General features: G+C 52.8%; 18 protein-coding genes. 5 read left to right on the top strand and 13 right to left on the bottom strand.

Going from position 1 to position 18456, the window contains the following annotated elements; translation table 11 throughout:
• Position 1: 1 nt before the first annotated feature.
• The 9 genes from GOW16_RS14500 to GOW16_RS14460 form a co-directional block, all read right to left on the bottom strand.
• Positions 2-172 carry a WGR domain-containing protein gene (locus GOW16_RS14500; RefSeq protein ID WP_170416202.1) on the bottom strand — a complete coding sequence of 57 codons (171 nt, stop codon included), beginning with the start codon at positions 170-172 and terminating at the stop codon, positions 2-4.
• Positions 173-257: 85 nt separating this feature from the next.
• A complete protein-coding gene (locus GOW16_RS14495) occupies positions 258-1379 on the bottom strand; it encodes a hypothetical protein (RefSeq protein WP_170416200.1) in 1122 nt (373 codons plus the stop codon).
• A 281-nt stretch (positions 1380-1660) separates the two neighbouring features.
• On the bottom strand, positions 1661-2011 hold the full coding sequence (locus tag GOW16_RS14490; protein WP_170416198.1) for a hypothetical protein: 351 nt from the start codon (positions 2009-2011) through the stop codon (positions 1661-1663).
• Between the two features lie 358 nt (positions 2012-2369).
• Positions 2370-4835, bottom strand: a complete 2466-nt coding sequence (locus GOW16_RS14485) for a S8 family peptidase (RefSeq protein WP_254429783.1) — start codon at positions 4833-4835, stop codon at positions 2370-2372.
• Positions 4741-5862, bottom strand: coding sequence for an AAA family ATPase (locus GOW16_RS14480; RefSeq protein ID WP_368039910.1), 1122 nt, complete (start codon positions 5860-5862; stop codon positions 4741-4743). Before GOW16_RS14480 ends, GOW16_RS14485 begins: the two co-directional genes overlap by 95 nt.
• A gap of 229 nt (positions 5863-6091) precedes the next feature.
• The gene (locus tag GOW16_RS14475) at positions 6092-7174 is read right to left on the bottom strand and encodes a helix-turn-helix domain-containing protein (protein ID WP_170416196.1); all 1083 of its coding nucleotides are present in this window, start codon (positions 7172-7174) and stop codon (positions 6092-6094) included.
• Between the two features lie 194 nt (positions 7175-7368).
• On the bottom strand, positions 7369-8382 hold the full coding sequence (repB, locus tag GOW16_RS14470; RefSeq protein WP_170416194.1) for a plasmid partitioning protein RepB: 1014 nt from the start codon (positions 8380-8382) through the stop codon (positions 7369-7371).
• A complete protein-coding gene (repA, locus tag GOW16_RS14465; RefSeq protein ID WP_170416192.1) occupies positions 8382-9566 on the bottom strand; it encodes a plasmid partitioning protein RepA in 1185 nt (394 codons plus the stop codon). The genes repB and repA overlap by 1 nt, the downstream gene beginning before the upstream one ends.
• A gap of 427 nt (positions 9567-9993) precedes the next feature.
• On the bottom strand, positions 9994-11049 hold the full coding sequence (locus tag GOW16_RS14460) for a tyrosine-type recombinase/integrase (protein ID WP_170416190.1): 1056 nt from the start codon (positions 11047-11049) through the stop codon (positions 9994-9996).
• A 504-nt stretch (positions 11050-11553) separates the two neighbouring features.
• Between GOW16_RS14460 and GOW16_RS14455 the strand changes: the two genes are divergently transcribed.
• Positions 11554-12279 carry an alpha/beta hydrolase gene (locus tag GOW16_RS14455; protein ID WP_170416188.1) on the top strand — a complete coding sequence of 242 codons (726 nt, stop codon included), beginning with the start codon at positions 11554-11556 and terminating at the stop codon, positions 12277-12279.
• 275 nt (positions 12280-12554) lie between these two features.
• Here the strand turns inward: GOW16_RS14455 and GOW16_RS14450 are convergent, their stop codons facing one another.
• Positions 12555-13196, bottom strand: coding sequence for an NAD(P)-dependent oxidoreductase (locus GOW16_RS14450; protein ID WP_170416186.1), 642 nt, complete (start codon positions 13194-13196; stop codon positions 12555-12557).
• 243 nt (positions 13197-13439) lie between these two features.
• Between GOW16_RS14450 and GOW16_RS14445 the strand changes: the two genes are divergently transcribed.
• Positions 13440-13907, top strand: a complete 468-nt coding sequence (locus tag GOW16_RS14445) for an IS6 family transposase (RefSeq protein ID WP_170416184.1) — start codon at positions 13440-13442, stop codon at positions 13905-13907.
• Here the strand turns inward: GOW16_RS14445 and GOW16_RS14440 are convergent, their stop codons facing one another.
• Together GOW16_RS14440 and GOW16_RS14435 are read right to left on the bottom strand one after the other, a co-directional pair.
• On the bottom strand, positions 13908-14072 hold the full coding sequence (locus tag GOW16_RS14440; protein WP_170416182.1) for a hypothetical protein: 165 nt from the start codon (positions 14070-14072) through the stop codon (positions 13908-13910).
• 4 nt (positions 14073-14076) lie between these two features.
• Positions 14077-14301, bottom strand: a complete 225-nt coding sequence (locus tag GOW16_RS14435) for a hypothetical protein (protein ID WP_170416180.1) — start codon at positions 14299-14301, stop codon at positions 14077-14079.
• Positions 14302-14678: 377 nt separating this feature from the next.
• Between GOW16_RS14435 and GOW16_RS14430 the strand changes: the two genes are divergently transcribed.
• The 3 genes from GOW16_RS14430 (at position 14679) to GOW16_RS14420 (ending at position 17711) form a co-directional block, all read left to right on the top strand.
• Positions 14679-15401, top strand: a complete 723-nt coding sequence (locus GOW16_RS14430) for a hypothetical protein (RefSeq protein ID WP_170416178.1) — start codon at positions 14679-14681, stop codon at positions 15399-15401.
• Between the two features lie 1037 nt (positions 15402-16438).
• Positions 16439-17086 carry an alpha/beta hydrolase family protein gene (locus GOW16_RS14425; protein ID WP_217354620.1) on the top strand — a complete coding sequence of 216 codons (648 nt, stop codon included), beginning with the start codon at positions 16439-16441 and terminating at the stop codon, positions 17084-17086.
• 76 nt (positions 17087-17162) lie between these two features.
• Positions 17163-17711, top strand: coding sequence for a pyridoxamine 5'-phosphate oxidase family protein (locus GOW16_RS14420; protein ID WP_170416174.1), 549 nt, complete (start codon positions 17163-17165; stop codon positions 17709-17711).
• Positions 17712-18031: 320 nt separating this feature from the next.
• On the opposite strand, the gene GOW16_RS14415 is transcribed toward GOW16_RS14420, so the two are convergent.
• Positions 18032-18454, bottom strand: a complete 423-nt coding sequence (locus GOW16_RS14415; protein WP_368039909.1) for a DUF4242 domain-containing protein — start codon at positions 18452-18454, stop codon at positions 18032-18034.
• Between the last annotated feature and the right edge of the window lie 2 nt (positions 18455-18456).

The raw sequence follows: 18456 nt of genomic DNA, 5'->3' as shown, positions 1-18456 counted from the left end.
CTCACGAAGAAACGCAAATGGTAGCCTGATTGCCCCACACTTTGCGGTGCTCTCCAAACAGCGTCGGTTGCAGTTCAATCCCATAGAACCGGGCCATGTTGACGTCGGGGTCCACATGGATCAGGTGGATAGGTTTGGTTTCTGTCAGCTCCATGGCGCGATTGTCGATCAATAAAGCTCCTCTGTCCAATGACTTTGCAAAATCAGGTGACCGGGATTTCACACCCGGCCACGCAGCTGACGTTTTTTCGTCGGCTTCAGCGCTTTATCACTCCGTGTTCCTCATAGGCGTTCAACAGAGTTTCAACATACTCGGCAGTGTTTGCCGTCATTCCCCCTAAGTCAGGCCAGGCGAATGGTTCCGAGAATGCAGAAATCTCTTGTTCGACCTCGAGCCCGAGCTTCGCGGCAACCGCCAGCGCTGAGGTCGGCTCCTTGTCCTCCGGCCAAAGCAATTCGTCAAAGGTGATCCAAACAACCTCTCCGTCGATCAGACTTATTTGTGCGCGAATAGCGCCAAGCCGTTCGTTGACTGTGATCGCGTCCTCAAGCAACGCGCAGCGAACCAAAGTTGAAACGGTGTCCTCATCCAAACGCAGTGTAAGCCGCGGCTCCACAATCCTTACTTCCGGGTTCTGCCTTTGCGCCACATCTGGAGTCTGAACTGGCTCCCCAGGAAACTGATCATCGAATGGTACCGGATGGACATTCAATGGGTGAGTGCCACAGTTGGGACAATGCCAGTAGTTTTCGGCCGCTTGCGCGCCCGTGATCTTTGCATCGCAGCTGTGACAAAACCATGTTGTGGCGTCGCCACGCCCCAATGGATGCCTTGCAACGCCATCAAGATCTGCTTTTGTTGATCTTCGTGGCCAATCAACCGCCATCTGTGCGCGCACTCTATTGCTGCGCGCCTGAGCAATCTCAAGAAGTTGGGCAAGAAACTTCGGATCATTTACCGGGCTTGTTTCTGAATAGCGCTCGTCAATTTCAACAATAGGCGCTTCAAGCGGAGCCTCCGGAATCCGTAAGTCCCAACCTTTGCCGGAAACTACAACATCACCAAGACTGTCTCCAATCTGGTACCAGTGACCGCAAAGCTCCCCTTCTTCGAATGCCAGTTCGAAAGAGAATAGAGCGTCGTTATTGGTAGCATCACCGTTTGTCTTGGCACCAGCATCGCATACAAACGCTTCAGCTTGCTTGAGATCGTCTTCGGTTGGCTGCCATTTAGCCTTCGCAGCATCAGTCAGTGCCTTCCAGTGAGCAAAACCGAGCTCTACTGCGATAGCGTTTAAAGCTTCGTTGTGGGCCATAGTGGTCGCTCGCGCGTACCGCTTCCCCAACACGTTTAACTTTTTCATGTGATAATCTGACATGTGTCATCTCCTTTTGGATCTGACTAGGTGCCCGCTACTAATCATACCGCGCAGTAGACGCGGAGGCGCTAATTTAAAGCTGAAACGCTGCTTAGCTTTGCATGGCGGGCACACCGGCCTGCGTGAAGGCCAATCACTGGGTATGACTTCTATAGCGTATCGTCAAGCACCTTAAATGGTCGTTCAACAAATTCGAAATTGGCCACAAGATTGGCCCGGTTGTCGATCCGCTCGGCGTCGATTTAGTCAACAAAACCCTCTGCGTAGTTCCAGTTCGATAGCTAGAGCATGTGGGATCCAGGCGCGACTACATAGAACTCAGGAGTTTTGACTGAGCTTGCGTATTCAAGGACTTCGCGCGTTGGGATAACGAGATTTGATTGGGCCTTGGGGGCATAGCAGTTCTTCCCAGATTTCGCATACCAAGCAGTTCCTCCCCAACCGCCACTATGCTCGGTATAAAGGCGCCCTGCACTCGGCTTGGTACCGGTGACTTTAGTAACCTTCAAATCCAATAGTCCACCTTGAGTGCTGCGGATTACAACCTCGTCGCCTTCGTTGACGGATCTCAAATACTGTTCAATCTCGTATTTGGTCTGCGTGCTAGAGGGATCGACTTTGCGTGTTTTCATAAAAAAATCTCTTCTGAAAAAGAACTTTGGTTGGTCAAGCTATCGAAGACGGTTTCTGTCGTCTGAGCTTCACACCTCCGATACGGCAAACTTGGCGCAAAGTTTAACCAGTAAAAAGCCCTCACCTCGCTCATCGACCCAATCCGGACTCCCAAATGCCCTTAAATTTGCAATGTGTCTCGTCATAGTTGCTATTCGGGGAAGAAGTACAAGCTGTTCCATCGTCGATGCGATAGTGTCCGAAGGGTCAATTAAATTTTTTCTGACTGACATATAGCGCTCATGGAGACGCTACCAGGTAATTTTGACACCCAGACTGGTATGATCGGACAAGTGGCTCCCAATTTTCTCCTTGCCCTCAAACCGCTACGACAGCTTGGGCCGCCACCAATGCATCAACGGAAGTCTGCACCTCAGAAAAAAGCTCCGCCTGCAGTTCTTCAGCATCAATTTCAACAATGAGCGCATATCTGAACGTCGGCAGCTCGCCTTGCAACAACGCTTTTGATTTTCTCCAGCCAGAAACCGGATGAACAGCAATAAGATTGCGACGCGCTAAGTCGGAAGCTCGACATGTCAGTTGATCGATATGAAGCGATCCCACATCGCGCCGGTTACTACCGAAATCCCAAAGATCGTCTTCAGCACTTGGTGGACCTTCTGGCTGTTCGGCAAGCTTACTGATGCGGGCCATAAATCGTTGAGCGTTTTCATCAGCTCGGTTCAACTTGAAGCGCAAATTGTGCGATGCGTATCGGTATTTTGACCCACGTGAAGCTTCGGAGGGGTTAGGAGCAATAAATGTACTCAAAGTCACTCGCAACGTTACTTCTGCATTGCCAAGCGAACGCAATTGTTCAACCGGCCAAGGCAAGGTGAACAGCTTCATTTCATTGTGGATATCTCCGCCAGTTTTCTCTGACAATCCATATGGGGTGATAGTATCCTCGACAATGAGCGTAAGAGCATTGGACGCGCTACGACGGGCGCGACTGAGATCGGGCACCCCATATCCATAGCGTTGGAACAGCGTCGCGTAATGGCCCTTGTTTGGTTCGGCTGGTAAATGTGACAACATTTGAGGCGTCCAACGGGCCGACGAAACATACAGCCCACGTACAGTTTCAGGCCATAGCTGCGGGTATTCAGACCAGAGCTCCGATATCCCCTTTGCAGCAAGCGCTGTCGCCGCGCTTGTATCGTAAGTAAACGTAAACGAGCGCAGCGGATAATTGTGATGTGTTGAAAGAAGAGACAGCCAGCCATGCCGCATCGGTGGGGGTACAGCACTGGATGCCCAGTTTCCACCTTCTAAAACGATATCCGGTTTGAGCGGCCAAGTGGAAGACCAAGATGCCGTTCTGGAAGCCGGAGAAAGGTCACCAAACGGTGCCAGCGGTGATGCGATTTCTCCCTCTGGCAATAGAGTCTTTTCAGTATAAGCACCTATCGTAAGAGCGTTCCACGCCTGCGCTGGTGACTCGATCTCATTGTCTTCATGGTCGCATTTGTTCAGGTAGTCGCCGGCCCCAAACGTGAAATTGTCGGTGTTGCCAGCGGAGACAAGGATGAGCCTGGGCGTGTCGACCGCACCTGAAACACCGGCGGCGAGCTGATCAAGCTCACTGGACCATGATGTCGGTGCGCCATCGTGCGGAGAGTCTTCGCCAGTGGTGGTGGTCATAGTAAAAGTGCGACGGCGCGGGTGGGTTTGTTCAACGATGTTGACAGCGTTGCGAGTTACCGCCCCAAGAAGATGGTGGGGGTTCACACCTGCGTCCGGCAACAACTTGACTGATTCAAGCCGGTTTACAACGGTAATCGGATTGGCTTGGTGGAGGTTTGGCGTAAGGTCACCGAACAAAGCCAAGCCGGCCATTTGCGTCCCGTGTCCCTTCACATCGTCGAGACTCCAGGCCGGGTTGGCGGCGTGCCTGTCAGCTGCGGCAAGTGCGGGGTTAATTAGCGGATGTGCGCGGCTTACACCAGTATCCATCAGAGTCACGTAACCAGGATTTGGGTGCAGAGGAAATTCGGTTCTCTGCAGGAGTTCGTCAACCCATTGAGCCTGTTCTTGGACATCCATTCCGTCGAAAAAATCGGCGGTAACAGTCGGTGCCGCCATCGCACGAACACCGCCAAGACGTCGGATAGCATATCCTAGAACCTCCGGTGTACCGTGCGCAATCACGACTACATCTTCTGGAAAATGCAGGCGTTCTTCGCCAATTGCCAAACCAAATTTTGGGGCCTTTTCAGTGAAGTTGTCGACTTTGTTTGGCTCCAACCAAATTTCCCAATTCGCGGCGCCACGACCTTCAGGAAATTTGTTGCTTGGGCTGCGCCACAGAGCGCGAAGCCCAGCCTCGGTTATGGCTGCTACGCTTTGAACGAGATCCGCGTTCTTTGGCCGCCCTGGAACGATCTCGCCATCTTTGACACGGTCAGGCGTATTTTCGTTTTCAAATTGGTCGACCTTCTTACGGAGCTTTTCTATGCCTTTGGCCGTCGCAAAAACCGTCGCGCGCTCTTGATTGGTGCCACTATGCGACCCGTCTTCAAAACGAAGTAATGTTAAATCGCTTGCATCAAGGCTGTCTTTCTTCAAACGCTCGTTTGGCCGAGACTTGACCTCTAGGTAAACCCCAGGAATATCCGTCTGCTGGGTATTTGGAAGCGCGTCAATAGCCTGAAGAAGCGCTTGCGCGTGTGCCGCACGATCTAGAACATCACTTGGCCTTTTTTGACCTCCCCCGCCTTTGGCTTGAAACGGGTGTGCCTTTCCCAGGTTGCGAAGATGAAAGTGTCGAAGATTCCTTGCCAACTGTGTCGGTTCCTAAAACTTGTAATGAACGGCGGCGTTCGAGAGCCGCTATCAAATCTTGTGTCGCAATTTTGTCTGTATCTGTAAGCACCGCACGTCGTGCTGCGTCTTCAGCGGCGGCTACAACATCCGCTGTAGACAATCCATTGGCAAAGTCCGTCACCTTTTTCCAGCTTATTCTAGCAATAGAGAAGTTTATCAAACGACGCTCTATTGCCTGCCTGATCGAAGACGCATCTGGCATCTCGTACGGGAGTACAAGATCGAACCGTCGCAATACTGCACGATCAAGAATATCAGGCAAATTGGTTGTGGCGATTACAATGGACGGCCCTGTATCCTCGTCGAGGAACTGCAAGAAAGAATTGAGCACACGCCTGGCTTCTCCGACATCATTGTCGTTCCCGCGCGCAGCCGCAAGGGCGTCGATCTCGTCAAACAAGTAAACGCCGCGTGTGGTCTTAACCGCGTCAAACACCATTTTTAGCTTTTGAGCTGTCTCGCCCATAAATTTGGTGATCAAACCGTGCAACATGACGGAAAACAGCGGAAACTGAAGCTCTCCTGCAAGCGCTGACGCGCTCAATGTCTTTCCTGTGCCCGGCGGGCCAGACAACAAAAGCCGGCGTCGCGGTTTTAGGCCCTTTTCCTCAAGTTTCTCACGCATTCTCGTCTCTACAACAACATGGGCGAGCTCATCTTCAATACGCAGAGGCAAAATGACATCGACAACCCGCTCCGTTGGGTATGAGGCGGCAAGAAATGCTGCCATGTCACCGCGCGGAGCAGCTATCGGGGTGACAGCAGGTGCGTGTGATACCGGGGCTTTCTGCCCCATTTCCGCCCATTGACGTAGCTGTTCGGCCAAGCGCCTATGACCCTTTTGCTCTTCGCTCGCAGAAAGTTGCATCGCCAGATCGTAAAAGCGATCCACGTCACCCTCTGCATGGCTCTTTACGAGTCCGATGAGTTGTTGAGCCGATACCATAGCTGGAAAGTTATCCTTTAAAAACAACAGGAAAGCCACCTAACTTCATTATCTTACAAAACAAAAGACAGGTTGGCCAGCCAATTTGGGCTCAGTATTTGCCGTTGTGACAATTGGGTCTAAACTTCGCGAATGAGGTAGTAAACGTACCGCAAAGCTCCGGCATTCAGCGAGGGCTACAGCGCGGAAAAATCTGACGAAGAGACAAACCGCTGCGGGAGTTTCCGGTGGCGCCTTCGAGCAATTGGCCGCTATCCGGGGCACCACGTTAAGTATTCTTGCGATCCTCCCATCCATCCCGCCTAGTTTTCTGAGGTATCAAGAGATTCCTCGGTTCCATTTCTCCGCGATCAATCTTGTTCATAATCCACGTCAGGTACGCTCTATGGCTTCGCACTCCTTCAACGCGTTGCAAAATATAACCTAAGACCATGAAGCGTATCGCTGGGGGATGTGATGATTTCATTGCATACCAACCCTCCCCAAGTCGCATGTGGTCAGCCAATTGGTCCATTAGTCGATCACAATGTGTTTGATCTCGCGCGAACCGCAATTCTGAACACAGCCGAGGGAATGCGTGTTCCATTTGATCCGGGGTCACCTTCTTCCAATAATGATCTTCTTTTTTACTATTATGAATCAGTAAATGTTCTTTGTGCCCCTCAATTTCGCCGCCGCCATCCCTCAAATTGATGGGCTCGTAGGTTTCCGACGAGCGGTTCTCCACAGAAACACACTCATTTATCTCGTCCAGCAGCCCCTGAAGAACGTCCTGTTGCGGCCGACGGCGTAGGATTAGTCGCGCCCGAACGAGTAGATCCTGAACTCCATCTGAGATGACGCCTTGAAGCCGGGCCATCGCTACTGTGCATTCATCTCGAAGCACCTGAAGGGCCTCTTGCGCACGACGATAATCACCGGCGAGGGCTGTAAACTCCGCATGACGGGTTGCCAGGGGTAGAAGCGACAATCCACTGACCAGCGTTACCTGCCCTGCTCCGTCTCGTCTGCACCATCTTTTACCGTTTGCTGCGGTAGTGCGTTTAATGATGCCCAATTTTACCAACTTCGAGATGTGACGCTCTACTGTTTGAACGCTCACGTGGGCACGCTCAGCTATTGAAGAATTGCTGGCATAGACGATGTGATGTTCATCGGCCATTTCACTGACACGGTCAGCTGACATAAATGAAAGCATGGCTCGAACAATAGATATGCTTGTTGCTTTCAGCCCAAGTGGCTCACGGGCCTCTTCTATGGCACGGAGTTGCATCCATTTGGGCGCACTACCCCCCTGCCCGGTCAACGACCTGACTGCTCCTGATGGAGCGAAATTTGTTACTGTCCTCATGGTTTTTTGTCAGCAGACACAGAAATATCGCCCACCCAAGGGTGTTTTTTCTTGTGTGGTGATTCGGGAGGAGCTAAGTTCAAGTTGCTAGACAAGATTTGGTCCTCGGGAGCATCACCGCTTTCGGGGGCTATTTCTTTCTACCTTTTCTCCTTTGCTCGCTTGCCTATGATTTGTTCACAGCTGTGAACTTCTTACTTCCGTCCACTTACTGCCTCAAAGCGGTCCCGGAATTCCTTCATTAGAGATTCAATGTGTTCGTCTAGCCAATCAGAGAAGCCCGGAGCTACGCTGTCATTTATACTTATGTTCAGTCCGGAAGCTCCTTGTTTGACAGTTGCCAGGCCCTCTCCGACGATTCTGGGGTTCGGTCTAGGTGTTTCGGATTTCCTCTTTATCTCATCAAGCAGCGCCAGGAGTCGTTCGTCTGAAGAAGAGTCGGGAGGCAGTTTCTCCAGTTCACGGAATGCGTTGCGAAGCGTGATCACCTTTTGATCTAAAGCGTCCACCAAGATCATCCACTTGGTGCGACCAAAGCCTGGCGCGGCTCCAATGGCATCACCCAGTTCTCGCGGTATTGACTTCGTAACGCGCTCTAGGTTGGACAACCCAGACTTGGTCAGGGACATGATTGTTATGACTTCTGACCTGCTTTTTCCTGAAGCAATGATGTCTGTAGCAAATCGAGCGCGCTCATAGAATGTGAGATCCTTCCTGGACGCATTTTCAAGAGCCTTGGCAATCAGAGCCTTGTCATCATCAAGATCGACAACATTGGCTTTAATCTTAATGTTCTCATCTGGGTAGTTTTCTTTCAGATAGCGGCAGGCAGCAAGACGACGCCGACCATAAATGATTTGGTAACGACCGGTTCGACCAGGTTCATGGCGCACCTGAATTGGCACTTGCTGACCATTTTCTCGAATGCTATCCGCCAATTGTTCAAGTGAATGGTTGGGTATGTCCGTGTCTTCGTCAGCTCCGGAGTTCACAGCTGTGAACTTCTCGAGTCGGTCTTCGACGCCCCAGTCATCGATAAGATCTGGGTCTATCTCATCTATAGCGTTATATGTGTCCTCAATGAATTGAAGACCCGGAGTGATTGGTCGGGCAGGGGCGGGGGCCGCGTCCTTGACATCCATAGTCGCTTGTTCTGCGATCTCCATCATGCTGGAATGACGCTTTCTTGCTCTGCGTTCTTTTGCCATCAGTTGCGTCCCCATGCTTCAAGAACCATATGTTCTACTTCTTTACCAACGGCATCCATAGAGGACTTGGCTCGGTCGTAAGTTGCACGTGTCAGGTCCGATCTGTTCAGCTCATAGATTGATTGCTGAAGCATCGCTGCATCGCTAATCGCGGTGCTTTTCAGGCTGGTTGCAGTCATTACTCGCTCTTGAAAGAGGGCCCGCATGAACGCGACAATTGTTTGAGATGGTGTGTCGACCGGCTCATCCCGCGTAATCAAGAGACGGTAGTTATCATAAACAAGTTTTGCTCCGCTTCTTTCAATTACCTCCATGTACGACGAAGTCATTTTTAGAAACTGCGCTGTGGACGCGACATCGAGCATCGAAGGAGTTAGTGGCACAATCACTGAAGTCGCGGCCGCCATACCACCCATTGTGATAAAGCCAAGGCTTGGGGGGCTATCGATCAGAACCACATCGTAGTCGGCCTCAACTGACATAAGAGCGTCGTGAAGGCGCGCGAAAAAGGGGTGTTGCTTGCTATTTAGTTTGGCCGACTCTGCCTCAAATTCGGACAGCATCAGTCCGCCGGGCGCGATCGAAAGGCCAGGAAAGTAAGTTTCTCGGATGACTTCCTTCATTGGAATTGGGTCATGGTATGTGATCGCGTCGTAAACGGTATCAATACTCTCATCCAGCTCGGTTTGAAGGCCACACATTGCCGAAAGCGAGGCTTGAGGATCAAGATCAACACAAAGCACCCTGAAGCCTTGCAGGGCGAGGTAATGCGCAAGGTGAATACATGTCGTGGATTTGCTCGATCCGCCCTTGAAATTCATCACCTGAATTCGCTGTAGCGTCTCGCCTTCGCGCCGTCGTGGGACGTATCGTCCTGGAGTTTTACTACGGGCGTCCAGAAGTTTTCGTAGTTCCCAAACTTCCTGACCTGTATAATACCTACGACCGTGATTGATCTCACTGGCCTCGGGAACAGCGCCCTCAACAGTTGCCTTGCGAAGATACTGATGGCTAATGCCCATCAGGTCACAAACCTCTTGAGCTGGGAAAAGGCGCAGTTGCTTTGTTGAGTCTGGAGCATAGGCCGCAAGAAGGTGTTCTTTGATTGCGAGATTCAATCGACTACTGATCTCACTGCTGATATCAACTGGAGAAGTTGATGCTATGGGTGTGGTTGGGATCATGGTTACATCTGTATGCTCGAATTGGCGATTTACGCTCTACCATCACTGAGACCTGATGAAATGATTCAAGTCAACCTTTTTTTACATGTAGGGTAGTGAGCTAAGAGCTCTACCACATGTTGTTGGAATAGTTCACAGCTGTGAACTTTTTTGAGGTGACACAAAATGCAGGCTCTCTTGCCATGCGCATCGCATCCTGTGCTCTCGCAAACCTGCTGGGACCTGTGCTAGCGGAGTGCAAAGTGACACTGCCATCTCAAGACATGTTTGCAACATCGTCAGCTAGTCGATCAATTTGAAGATCTATTGCGATCTGCTGCATATGTTTCCGCGCTGGCCACTTTGAAGGCGGAGCAGAGAATAATACATAGTCGCGGTAGTCAGCATATCCTTCGGGCTGAGATTGCTTTGAACAATCAGTAAGTGCTCACCCCAACAGGTCCGTCGCCGGGTTTTCTGCGATATCGACGTCGTCATAGTACTTTTGTGCCTGGGCCATGGAGCGGTGCAGCGAGAGGCGCATGGCGGCCTGGATCGGAGCCCCATCGAGCGCCGCCTGGGTCAGGAACCCGGACCGCAACCCGTGCGGCGAGGCGAAGTCCTCCGGCAACCCTGCCAACTGAAGGCGATGTTTGACGATCTGATAGATAGCGTCCGGCGAAAGCCGACGTTTCAACACACGATCCGCTTTTGAGACTGGTCTGAACAGTGGCCCGTTATTAATCTGTCCAACCTCGATCCAATGCACCAAGGCTTGCGCGGCACGGCCTTTTAGCACCAGCCGCGGGGTCTCACCCTTGGCGGTGGTCTTGGTCTCCAGCAGCGAAAGCCAGACCAGACCTTCCTTATCGAACTCTTTCAGCGACACGTCCTCGCGCATCAGAGCCGTAATCTCGGAGCGTCGCCGACCGCCGCTGGCCCAACCCAGCATCAGCAAAGCCCGGTCGCGACAATCCCGGCGAGAGCCGCGACAGGTGGCCAGCAGCTGCTCCAGCACATCGCGGGTAATCGGGTGAGCAGATTTCGGGGCAGGGGGCCGGGCGGCGGCACGGCGCGCTTTGGACCGGGCCTGTTTCACCTGAGGCGCATCAAACGGGGAGGCGAGGTTCTTCATCCGGTGGAAGGCCAACCAGGAGGCGATGCGCCGGTCCAGCGTTGAAGGGGCAGGGCAGGCGAGGGACTTGCGCAGCCCCTGAGCAATTAGCGCTTCTGCGGTTTCGCGCGCCACATCCGTTTCTGGTGCGTCATTCAGATCGCGGGCGTGATCGAGAATGAAGGCGAGAGCGGTGGCCTCACTTTCCGGCCAGTTCAGCGTCGCTGCGAACCGCTCGGACTTCCAGGCGGTGACATAAAGCAGATCCCGTTCATATGCCCGCAGCGTGTTTTCCGGTGTGCCGCGCACATAAAGATCAGTGAGCGCCTCCTGATCTGTGTCCGAGAGGGCAGGGGCGGCCGCAGGGAGGTATGGGGCAGGGGGCTTCATGTGTCGATTTTCCCTAACCTGTAGACTGTTCTTGCTTGTTTTCACCATGTTTCATGGTTGGCCTTACGCTGAGTTGTTCCTTTAAGTGTAGATGCGGACCAGATTTGTGCCGGTATTTGTTTACAAAATTGCAGGTTACTGTGCTGCATCTAATATGGTTTGCTGCCGGATCGGGGCAGGGGTCTACGGGTTACGGACCAATGCCGTCGCGAGTCCATTGGTTAAGGAAAACCGACACTTCATGGCCCGCATTCTGCGCCCATTCCCCGGTAAAATCAATCAAGCATGATAAGGGATACTTATCGGATATAATATGGATTTTTGAGAGTAGTTCAACTAATGTGCAAAACATCATAATATTGCGCACTAAGCGGAAAGCCGGGTTGCAACAGAACCCTTTGCGCTGGGTTCTGTTGCCCTCGATCGCGGCTATGAATCCATTTGGCCAATATTCCTTTAGTGCATACCTTGAGAGAGCAGTTCCCCAATGGAGGCGAGATCTTTATGAAGCCGCAGACGTTTGTTCTTGTTCACGGGCTTTGGCACGGCGGCTGGTGTTGGTCGCGTGTGGCCGAAATCCTGAAAAAACGGGGATATCGAGTGGAAACGCCGACCAATACGGGGGTAGGGGAACGATCCCACTTGCTGACCAAGGACATCACGCTGGCAACATTTGTCGAAGATATCGTACAACATATGCTTTTTGAGCAATTGCAGGACGTTGTTTTGGTTGGCCACAGTTTCGGAGGCGCGACCGTTACTGGCGTCGCTGACCGCATTGGGGACAGAATAGCCAAGCTGATCTACCTCGATGGTGCAATTCTCGAATCTGGTGAAACCTGGATGGGACTTTTAGATCCGGCACTTGCCAAGGCGCGATCAGACCTGGCGCAATCCAGCAGCGGCGGACTGACCCTGCCGCCGGTGAAACCAGACGCCATGGGCGTGACCAAAGATGAGGATGTTGCCTTCATCAAAGACCGCCTCACCCCACATCCGTTTGCAACGATGACAACCGCGTTGTGCCTTGACCGTCCCGCTGGCGATGGGATGGATGTTCACTACATCCAATGCGCTGACCCACCTTACGCACCGGCCAACCTATCGCTGACCCGTGCGCAACAGAAAAGTTGGCCTGTTACGCAGATCGCAACAGGTCATGATGCAATGGTTCTTGCACCTTTGCTGGTCGCCGACGAGCTTGATCGGATTGCAAGCATTGCAACCTAGCCTTCCTGCTCGCAAGTGGCATTCACCTGTCGGAGTTGGTGAGCGATCTTGCCGTTCGGATTCGGGCAGAATGCGCGGCACGAGACTACCGGCGTCCCGTCGGGCCGACCCTCAAGGCGCGCTACAATACCATCAGCTATCTTCTGGATCGATTACGAGTGTCATCATCGGTCTAAGCAGCGAGTCGGCTGGGCAATCCGCGCAGGCGAAACCATTGCGCCCTGCTAGATACCGATCGGGCAGGGCGCGGTAGCGGAAACGAAACGTCAGGCCCTTCAATACCCTGCGGCGAAAGACGTCTGTTTGAACTGCGCGTTCTGTGCTTCGTCCAGCAATGTGACTGCAAAATCCTCCATCGAGAATTCCGAGTTGCCCTCGTCGTCGACCAGAAGGCTGTCGGTGCCGATCCTGTAAGTTCCACGGCGCGCGCCCGGCTGCAAAAGGGCTGATGGGATTGCATAGGTCCAATCCGCGTCATCATTGCTGCGGCACAGCTCGGCCTGTGCGAACGAAGCGCGCGCCGTTGGAACAACACTGTCGGGTAGAAAGTCCGGATCGGACAGGACGGTATGCGGGCTTCCGCCCGGCAGGCGCAAGCGGGCTGCGCCGCCCACGATGATGACCCGGATGCCTGTCCGGGACGTACCGTCCAGAATGAACTTTGTAAGGGAAACAACTTCGCCCTCGCGACCGCTTGGGGACCGAAGAGAACTGATTGCAAGATCATGACCCGACATCGCGGCTGCAACGGCCGATGGGTCGCTTACGTCCACGATATGTCCTTGTACGGTTGCAGGTAACTTGGCGAGCCCCGCTTGATCTCTTACGGCCGCAGAGACTTGATGACCGCGTGCGACGGCTTCGGTGACAATGCACGACCCGGCAGCACCTGTTGCGCCAAAAACGATAATTTTCATTGGGTTACCTCTGAGTTGCAAGAGTTGAGAGGGGAGGCCGGGTTGATCGGGCTGACGTTTGTCCCAACGATACGGCCGTCAAAACAATTCCTGCCCCTGTAATCTGCCAAATCGTCAGGTTCTGGCCCAAAAGGAACCATCCGATCAGTACGGCGGACAGGCGTTTCTTTCGCAAACTTAGTTCCCCCTGTCAGACTGAGTGTCGTTTTGGAAGCGCGTGCTCAGATAAGATAGGAGCAGACCGTGACAATCTCATTCAAGGGTGCACACTTTCCGAAAGAAGTGATCTTGTATGCTGTTTTTTTCTACCTCCGATACGGCGTATCATATCGGGATCTGGAGGAAATCATGGCGGAAAGAGGCGTTGAACTGGATCACGCGACGCTGAACCTTTGGGTGAACCGATATGCCGGTCTTGCAGCTGATGCTTCGCGGCACAAGAAGCGTCCTACCGACCGTTCGTGGCTCATGGATGAGACCTATGTCAAAGTGAAGGGTGAGTGGGTTTATCTCTATGGTGCCATCGACAAACACGGCAAGACCCTGGACTTCATGCTATCTAAACGCCGGATCAGGCCCATGTTGGGTTTCAAGTCTTTCGCTTCAGCCGCATCTGCCCTGGCTGGTATCGAGCTGGTCAACATGATCCGCGAAGGTCAATTCACACCCGGACTCTCCCCGTTTCAGCAGTTTGTTCAACTGGTAGGATAATCAACCCGCCTGCGTTGCCTTCTCGTCCTTCAAAGGAATTTGCGACAGAACCGTCCAGATACCTCTCGGGTCCTCCTCGGGGAGAGTTGCATACCATGTCACAGCTCCGAACACGAGGATGGTACCAGCGGCTGCAGCGCTCCCGCGGATCAGTGTCTTGAGCATCAGCCTACCTGTTTCGGGGATGGTTGCGTGCCTTGCGTTCATTGCCGCGTTTATAATTTCCGGTCAGGCGGGCCATCTCCTGTTGCTGGCTGTCGAAATCCAGCCCGTCCATGTCTTGCAGGAACCATTCTGCTTTGTCGCCCCGAAGAATCGTGGCGCGCTTACCGCGATGGTCGACCACCACCTCACCGTTCTTTGACCGCCTAAAAGTGAAGCCAAGATCGCTCATTCTATCCTCATTGAACCGTGTCTTCGAAACCTTAAGACAGGAATCTCTGCAAGGGTCAAACCGATCTTGGGATCGCTCTCCTGCGAAGAGCAATGCATACATTTTTGCCAAGTCTGCTCACCGAACTTGAGAAGAATCGCGGTCGTTGACACAAACGGGTCGACCAGCGGCGATATCCACTTGTGTGCGATAACTGAGAGCTTCATAAGATGCCGATGCAACCGGTGGCGGTGACTCACTGACCAGATCGATCTTGGCCACTCCCTCCGACCTTCGACGCGCCAACCAACTACGCGTTCAATGGTTTCTGGGGCTGAAATTGGTCAAGAGGCCGACCCGGTGCCACTGCAGCAAACTGTCTGGTACCGGAAGGTGTGATGAACGAGAACAATGTGAGAAAATCGGTATTGGCTGCCCAGAACAATGCCGATCTTTGCGCCGCAGTCTTTGCAGCCCACGGTATCGCGGTGCGACGTGACGAAAACGCATTGGTTTGCGAGGGGACACCTCTGCCTCTCTACCCCAAGGTGGTTTCTTTACGACCCGGAATTGGTCCGGAGCTATTGCGGTTCGAAAGCGTAACCGCCCAAACCTCATTTGCTGTCAAGGACAGCTTTGCCGACTTACCATTGGGGCAACTTTCAGCAGAAACACTGTTTTCAGCGACGTGGATCTGGAAAGAGGCTCCGGCCGAAATAAATTCCGACGCTCCTTGGAAAAGGGTTGCCAGTGAAGAAGACTTGGCGCGATGGGAAATCGCATGGAGCGCTTCGAACGTGCGGTCTGATGCACCCATGTTCCCTGCCAGCCTATCGGATAACACCAATATCGCGTTCTTTGGCCAAGAGGACGGGGAAGGATTTCGGGCGGGTTGTATTGCAAATCTGTCGTCTGAAGTGGTTGGCCTGTCAAATGTGTTTGGGCCGACCAACGATCACTCGGTTGTGGATGCTGCAACCCGCAGCGCAGAATGTTTTGGCGCAGGCCGCCCCATCGTAGGATATGAAACTCATAAAGATGCCAAACCTTATGACGATCTTGGCTTTGAAAACATCGGGAATCTAAGGGTGATATTGGTGACGCGGGGAGCACAGGCTTAGTCGGTCAAATTTCACAAACCAGTGTCAGCGTTCATAACTAAAGTAGGTCGGTCATAGTGAGGGTGATGACCGACAGCACAACTTGCTAATGCGAGTGTGCCGAGATCCGCTCACTTCGTATCTTAAATACAGTGTTCAGCTATGGATCAACTTCCTCAAAGATGTGCATGACATCGACCCGGCACCTTCGGATCGATCTTGGCTGTCAGGCGCGGTCTGAAAGGGCTGCCCTCTCCCGCAGTACTGTGGAGTTAATCCGGGGAAACTTTCACCCACACATCACTCGCTTCCTGTGGGGCCAGTCTTGTATCTAAAAGTTGCCCCTCGCTAGCAACCTCAGCGCTTCATCATCTGGGTACCGCTTGCGAACCATTTCACTACCCTTTGTGACACTCAGATAGCGGTTTAGCCCCCGAGGTGCCAAAGTATCGTCGCCACGCAACATATCGAATGCGTTAGAGATCGATACCTACTCAAAATCGTCGAGCAGGATCATCAGTGCATCATGTGGCGCACTCGATCAGTGCGTGGGTTCGAAGCCCTCGCTTCATCAGCGTCAACGTTGGATTGAACGGGAAGTGGTTCGCATGAACGGCAAAGGGCAACGCGTACATGAGCTCTGCCCGTTTCGCCAATTTGCAAAATTGACCACATAAGCCAAAGATATGGTTTGCTCTGTTTGGTCAGCAAGAATCTTCACAACTGATCCTGTCCGGACAGGTCGGCGTGGACGACAACGAGTGCCTGTTCTGCGACATGCAGTTAAGTAAGTGCCTCTAGGAGATGTTGTTTTGGCCAACAGTTTTTTGCCTACCTGCTGGCGTGGCAGTATCGGACCCAATCATAGTACCAAACATACAGAGTTCAGGCAGGCTGCTCGTGAGCGACGCTCGATTGGAAAACGCAGGTTGATATGTTTCGTCACACTCCTTCTGACGGGATGTATCGATGACAGCTACACTGTCCCACGACCTCAAGATCCAGAGGATCGGCCTTACAGGATTGAAACGGTTCGGTTTGCTGGAGGTGACGATGTTGTGCTGGCGGGCGAACTAACGATACCTATAGAAGATGGACCCCACAAAGCCGTCATTTTCATTTCGGGATCCGGCCCCCAGAACCGTGATGAAGCGCTTGCCGGTCACAGACCCTTCCTTGTTTTGTCAGACCATCTTACACGGGCTGGCTATGCCGTTCTTCGCTATGATGATCGTGGTTTCGCGGAAAGCACCGGATCGTTTGAGGATGCCTCCTTGCGCGATTTTGCGGATGATGCCGCAGGCGCATTCCGCTTTCTGGAAGGACATCAGGACATAGATGCCTCGGGCATCGGATTTCTTGGTCACTCGGAGGGCGGGTATATCGCACCCTCTGCAGCGCAGATGGTTGATCCCGCCTTTTTGGTTTTTCTGGCGGGTCCCGCCCGGCCGTTTTATGATGTGCTGGCGACCCAGGCGGTGGATTTTATGCGCGCTGAAGGGGCCGAAGAGGCGGACAGCAAAAAAGTCAAATCTCAATACGATGCCGCAAGTGCGATCCTCGCGAAGTCTGTTCCTTTGCCGGAGATCCGCGAGCAACTTGACACATATCTAAAATCCGAAGGCATCAGGGCCCGCGACCGACGGTCCTTTCTTGACAGTTTGGCGACTTCAGCCATCGCGAAATCCCGCGCAGGAAACTGGTAAACTCGGCCGCAGGGATCAAGGATGTACTGGCCGGACTCAATCTGACCAACATTATCGGAGCCGGGAGGGCAATGAATTGGCTACAGGAAAGAGACTGAACAGATCACTTCGGAAATTCATTGAGCGGCAGCATATGTTCTTTGTTGCCACCGCCGATCACACCGGACGGGTCAACGTGTCGCCAAAGGGCATGGATACGCTGCGGATCCAAGACGACAACCATATCGTCTGGCTAAACCTGTCTGGAAGCGGCAATGAGACAGCGGCTCATGTGCAGGCAACTGGGCGCATGACGTTGATGTTCTGCGCGTTCGAGGGCAGTCCAATGATCCTGCGCGTTTATGGGCAGGCAGTCACCTACCACCCTCGCGATACGCAATGGGAAACACTGGTCTCGAATTTCCCAAAGCTGGCGGGAAGCCGTCAGGTGTTCGAGCTGAGTATTGATCTCGTCCAGACATCTTGCGGCACAGGAGTGCCTGAGATGGATTTTCGCCGTTCGCGAGGCGAAGAAGAACTGGAGCCGTTCTATGATGAAATGGGGCCGGACGGCGTCAAGGACTATTGGAGACGGAAGAATGTAGAAACCGTCGACGGTCGGCCTACCGGGATATTCGAGGATTAGAAATCAGGCTTGGTGCAGCACCAAGCGGTTTCGGAACAGTTCGAGACCTGGGGGGCGCTCCTACGTAGATAATTGTTTCTGAAGACGAACTGGTTGTTTTCCTCGGCCCAATGCGGTCACTCGATAAGGATCTGAAATGCTGCGGTCGCAGCCCGCATTCCCGCCATTCGCGGCATCTGTGAAACCAAGGCTGATTCAAATTCACATTTGCGCCACCTAATCGGGACTATGATTGGGCTAGCCTACTTTTGCTAAAAGAAAATAGGCAAGTCGCGCGCGGTGACCAACTAGGACTGGTCACCGCCAGCGTGCCGTGTGCATCAATTGTTCGCGGTAAGCGGGTCGATGATTTGGTGAACCTCAGTTATCTTCCCTACTGGAATCCCCGACAACTCAGAATGTTGCTGAATCTCGGCTTCGCTTTCAGCCAGATAGATGCAAAATGTCTTGTCTCCGGCAATATAGGAATGTTGCCATTGAATTGACGGGCCGACGTCGGCAAGGGCTTTATTTGAAGCACGTGATGCAGCGCAAAGCTCGGTCAACGAAAAATCTCCGATTCCAGGAATGTCCCGTTCGATTACAAATCTCTTCAGCATATCTGTACCTCCGTTTTGCCGTGTACAGAGATTGTGGCACTCAGACTTCAAGATTCCGAACCAAATTTTCTTTGCGGAACTAAAGAAAAACTGGCGCAGTAGTGCGGAAGTTTGCACCATCGAAAGGAAATCTTTATCAAACACGT

The sequence above is a fragment of the Ruegeria atlantica genome (genome assembly GCF_013033965.1).
GTDB lineage: Bacteria > Pseudomonadota > Alphaproteobacteria > Rhodobacterales > Rhodobacteraceae > Ruegeria > Ruegeria atlantica_D.
The sequence above is the reverse complement of the archived record's forward strand: the minus strand, read 5'-3'. Positions and strand labels throughout refer to the sequence as shown.

Coding starts and splice junctions, on each gene's coding strand:
- GOW16_RS14475 (WP_170416196.1), bottom strand. CDS start 7,174: ATGAGGACAGTAACAAATTTCGCTCCATCAGGAGCAGTCAGGTCGTTG.
- GOW16_RS14450 (WP_170416186.1), bottom strand. CDS start 13,196: ATGAAAATTATCGTTTTTGGCGCAACAGGTGCTGCCGGGTCGTGCATT.
- GOW16_RS14490 (WP_170416198.1), bottom strand. CDS start 2,011: ATGAAAACACGCAAAGTCGATCCCTCTAGCACGCAGACCAAATACGAG.
- GOW16_RS14460 (WP_170416190.1), bottom strand. CDS start 11,049: ATGAAGCCCCCTGCCCCATACCTCCCTGCGGCCGCCCCTGCCCTCTCG.
- GOW16_RS14435 (WP_170416180.1), bottom strand. CDS start 14,301: ATGAGCGATCTTGGCTTCACTTTTAGGCGGTCAAAGAACGGTGAGGTG.
- GOW16_RS14455 (WP_170416188.1), top strand. CDS start 11,554: ATGAAGCCGCAGACGTTTGTTCTTGTTCACGGGCTTTGGCACGGCGGC.
- repB (WP_170416194.1), bottom strand. CDS start 8,382: ATGGCAAAAGAACGCAGAGCAAGAAAGCGTCATTCCAGCATGATGGAG.
- repA (WP_170416192.1), bottom strand. CDS start 9,566: ATGATCCCAACCACACCCATAGCATCAACTTCTCCAGTTGATATCAGC.
- GOW16_RS14495 (WP_170416200.1), bottom strand. CDS start 1,379: ATGTCAGATTATCACATGAAAAAGTTAAACGTGTTGGGGAAGCGGTAC.
- GOW16_RS14430 (WP_170416178.1), top strand. CDS start 14,679: ATGAACGAGAACAATGTGAGAAAATCGGTATTGGCTGCCCAGAACAAT.
- GOW16_RS14440 (WP_170416182.1), bottom strand. CDS start 14,072: ATGCTCAAGACACTGATCCGCGGGAGCGCTGCAGCCGCTGGTACCATC.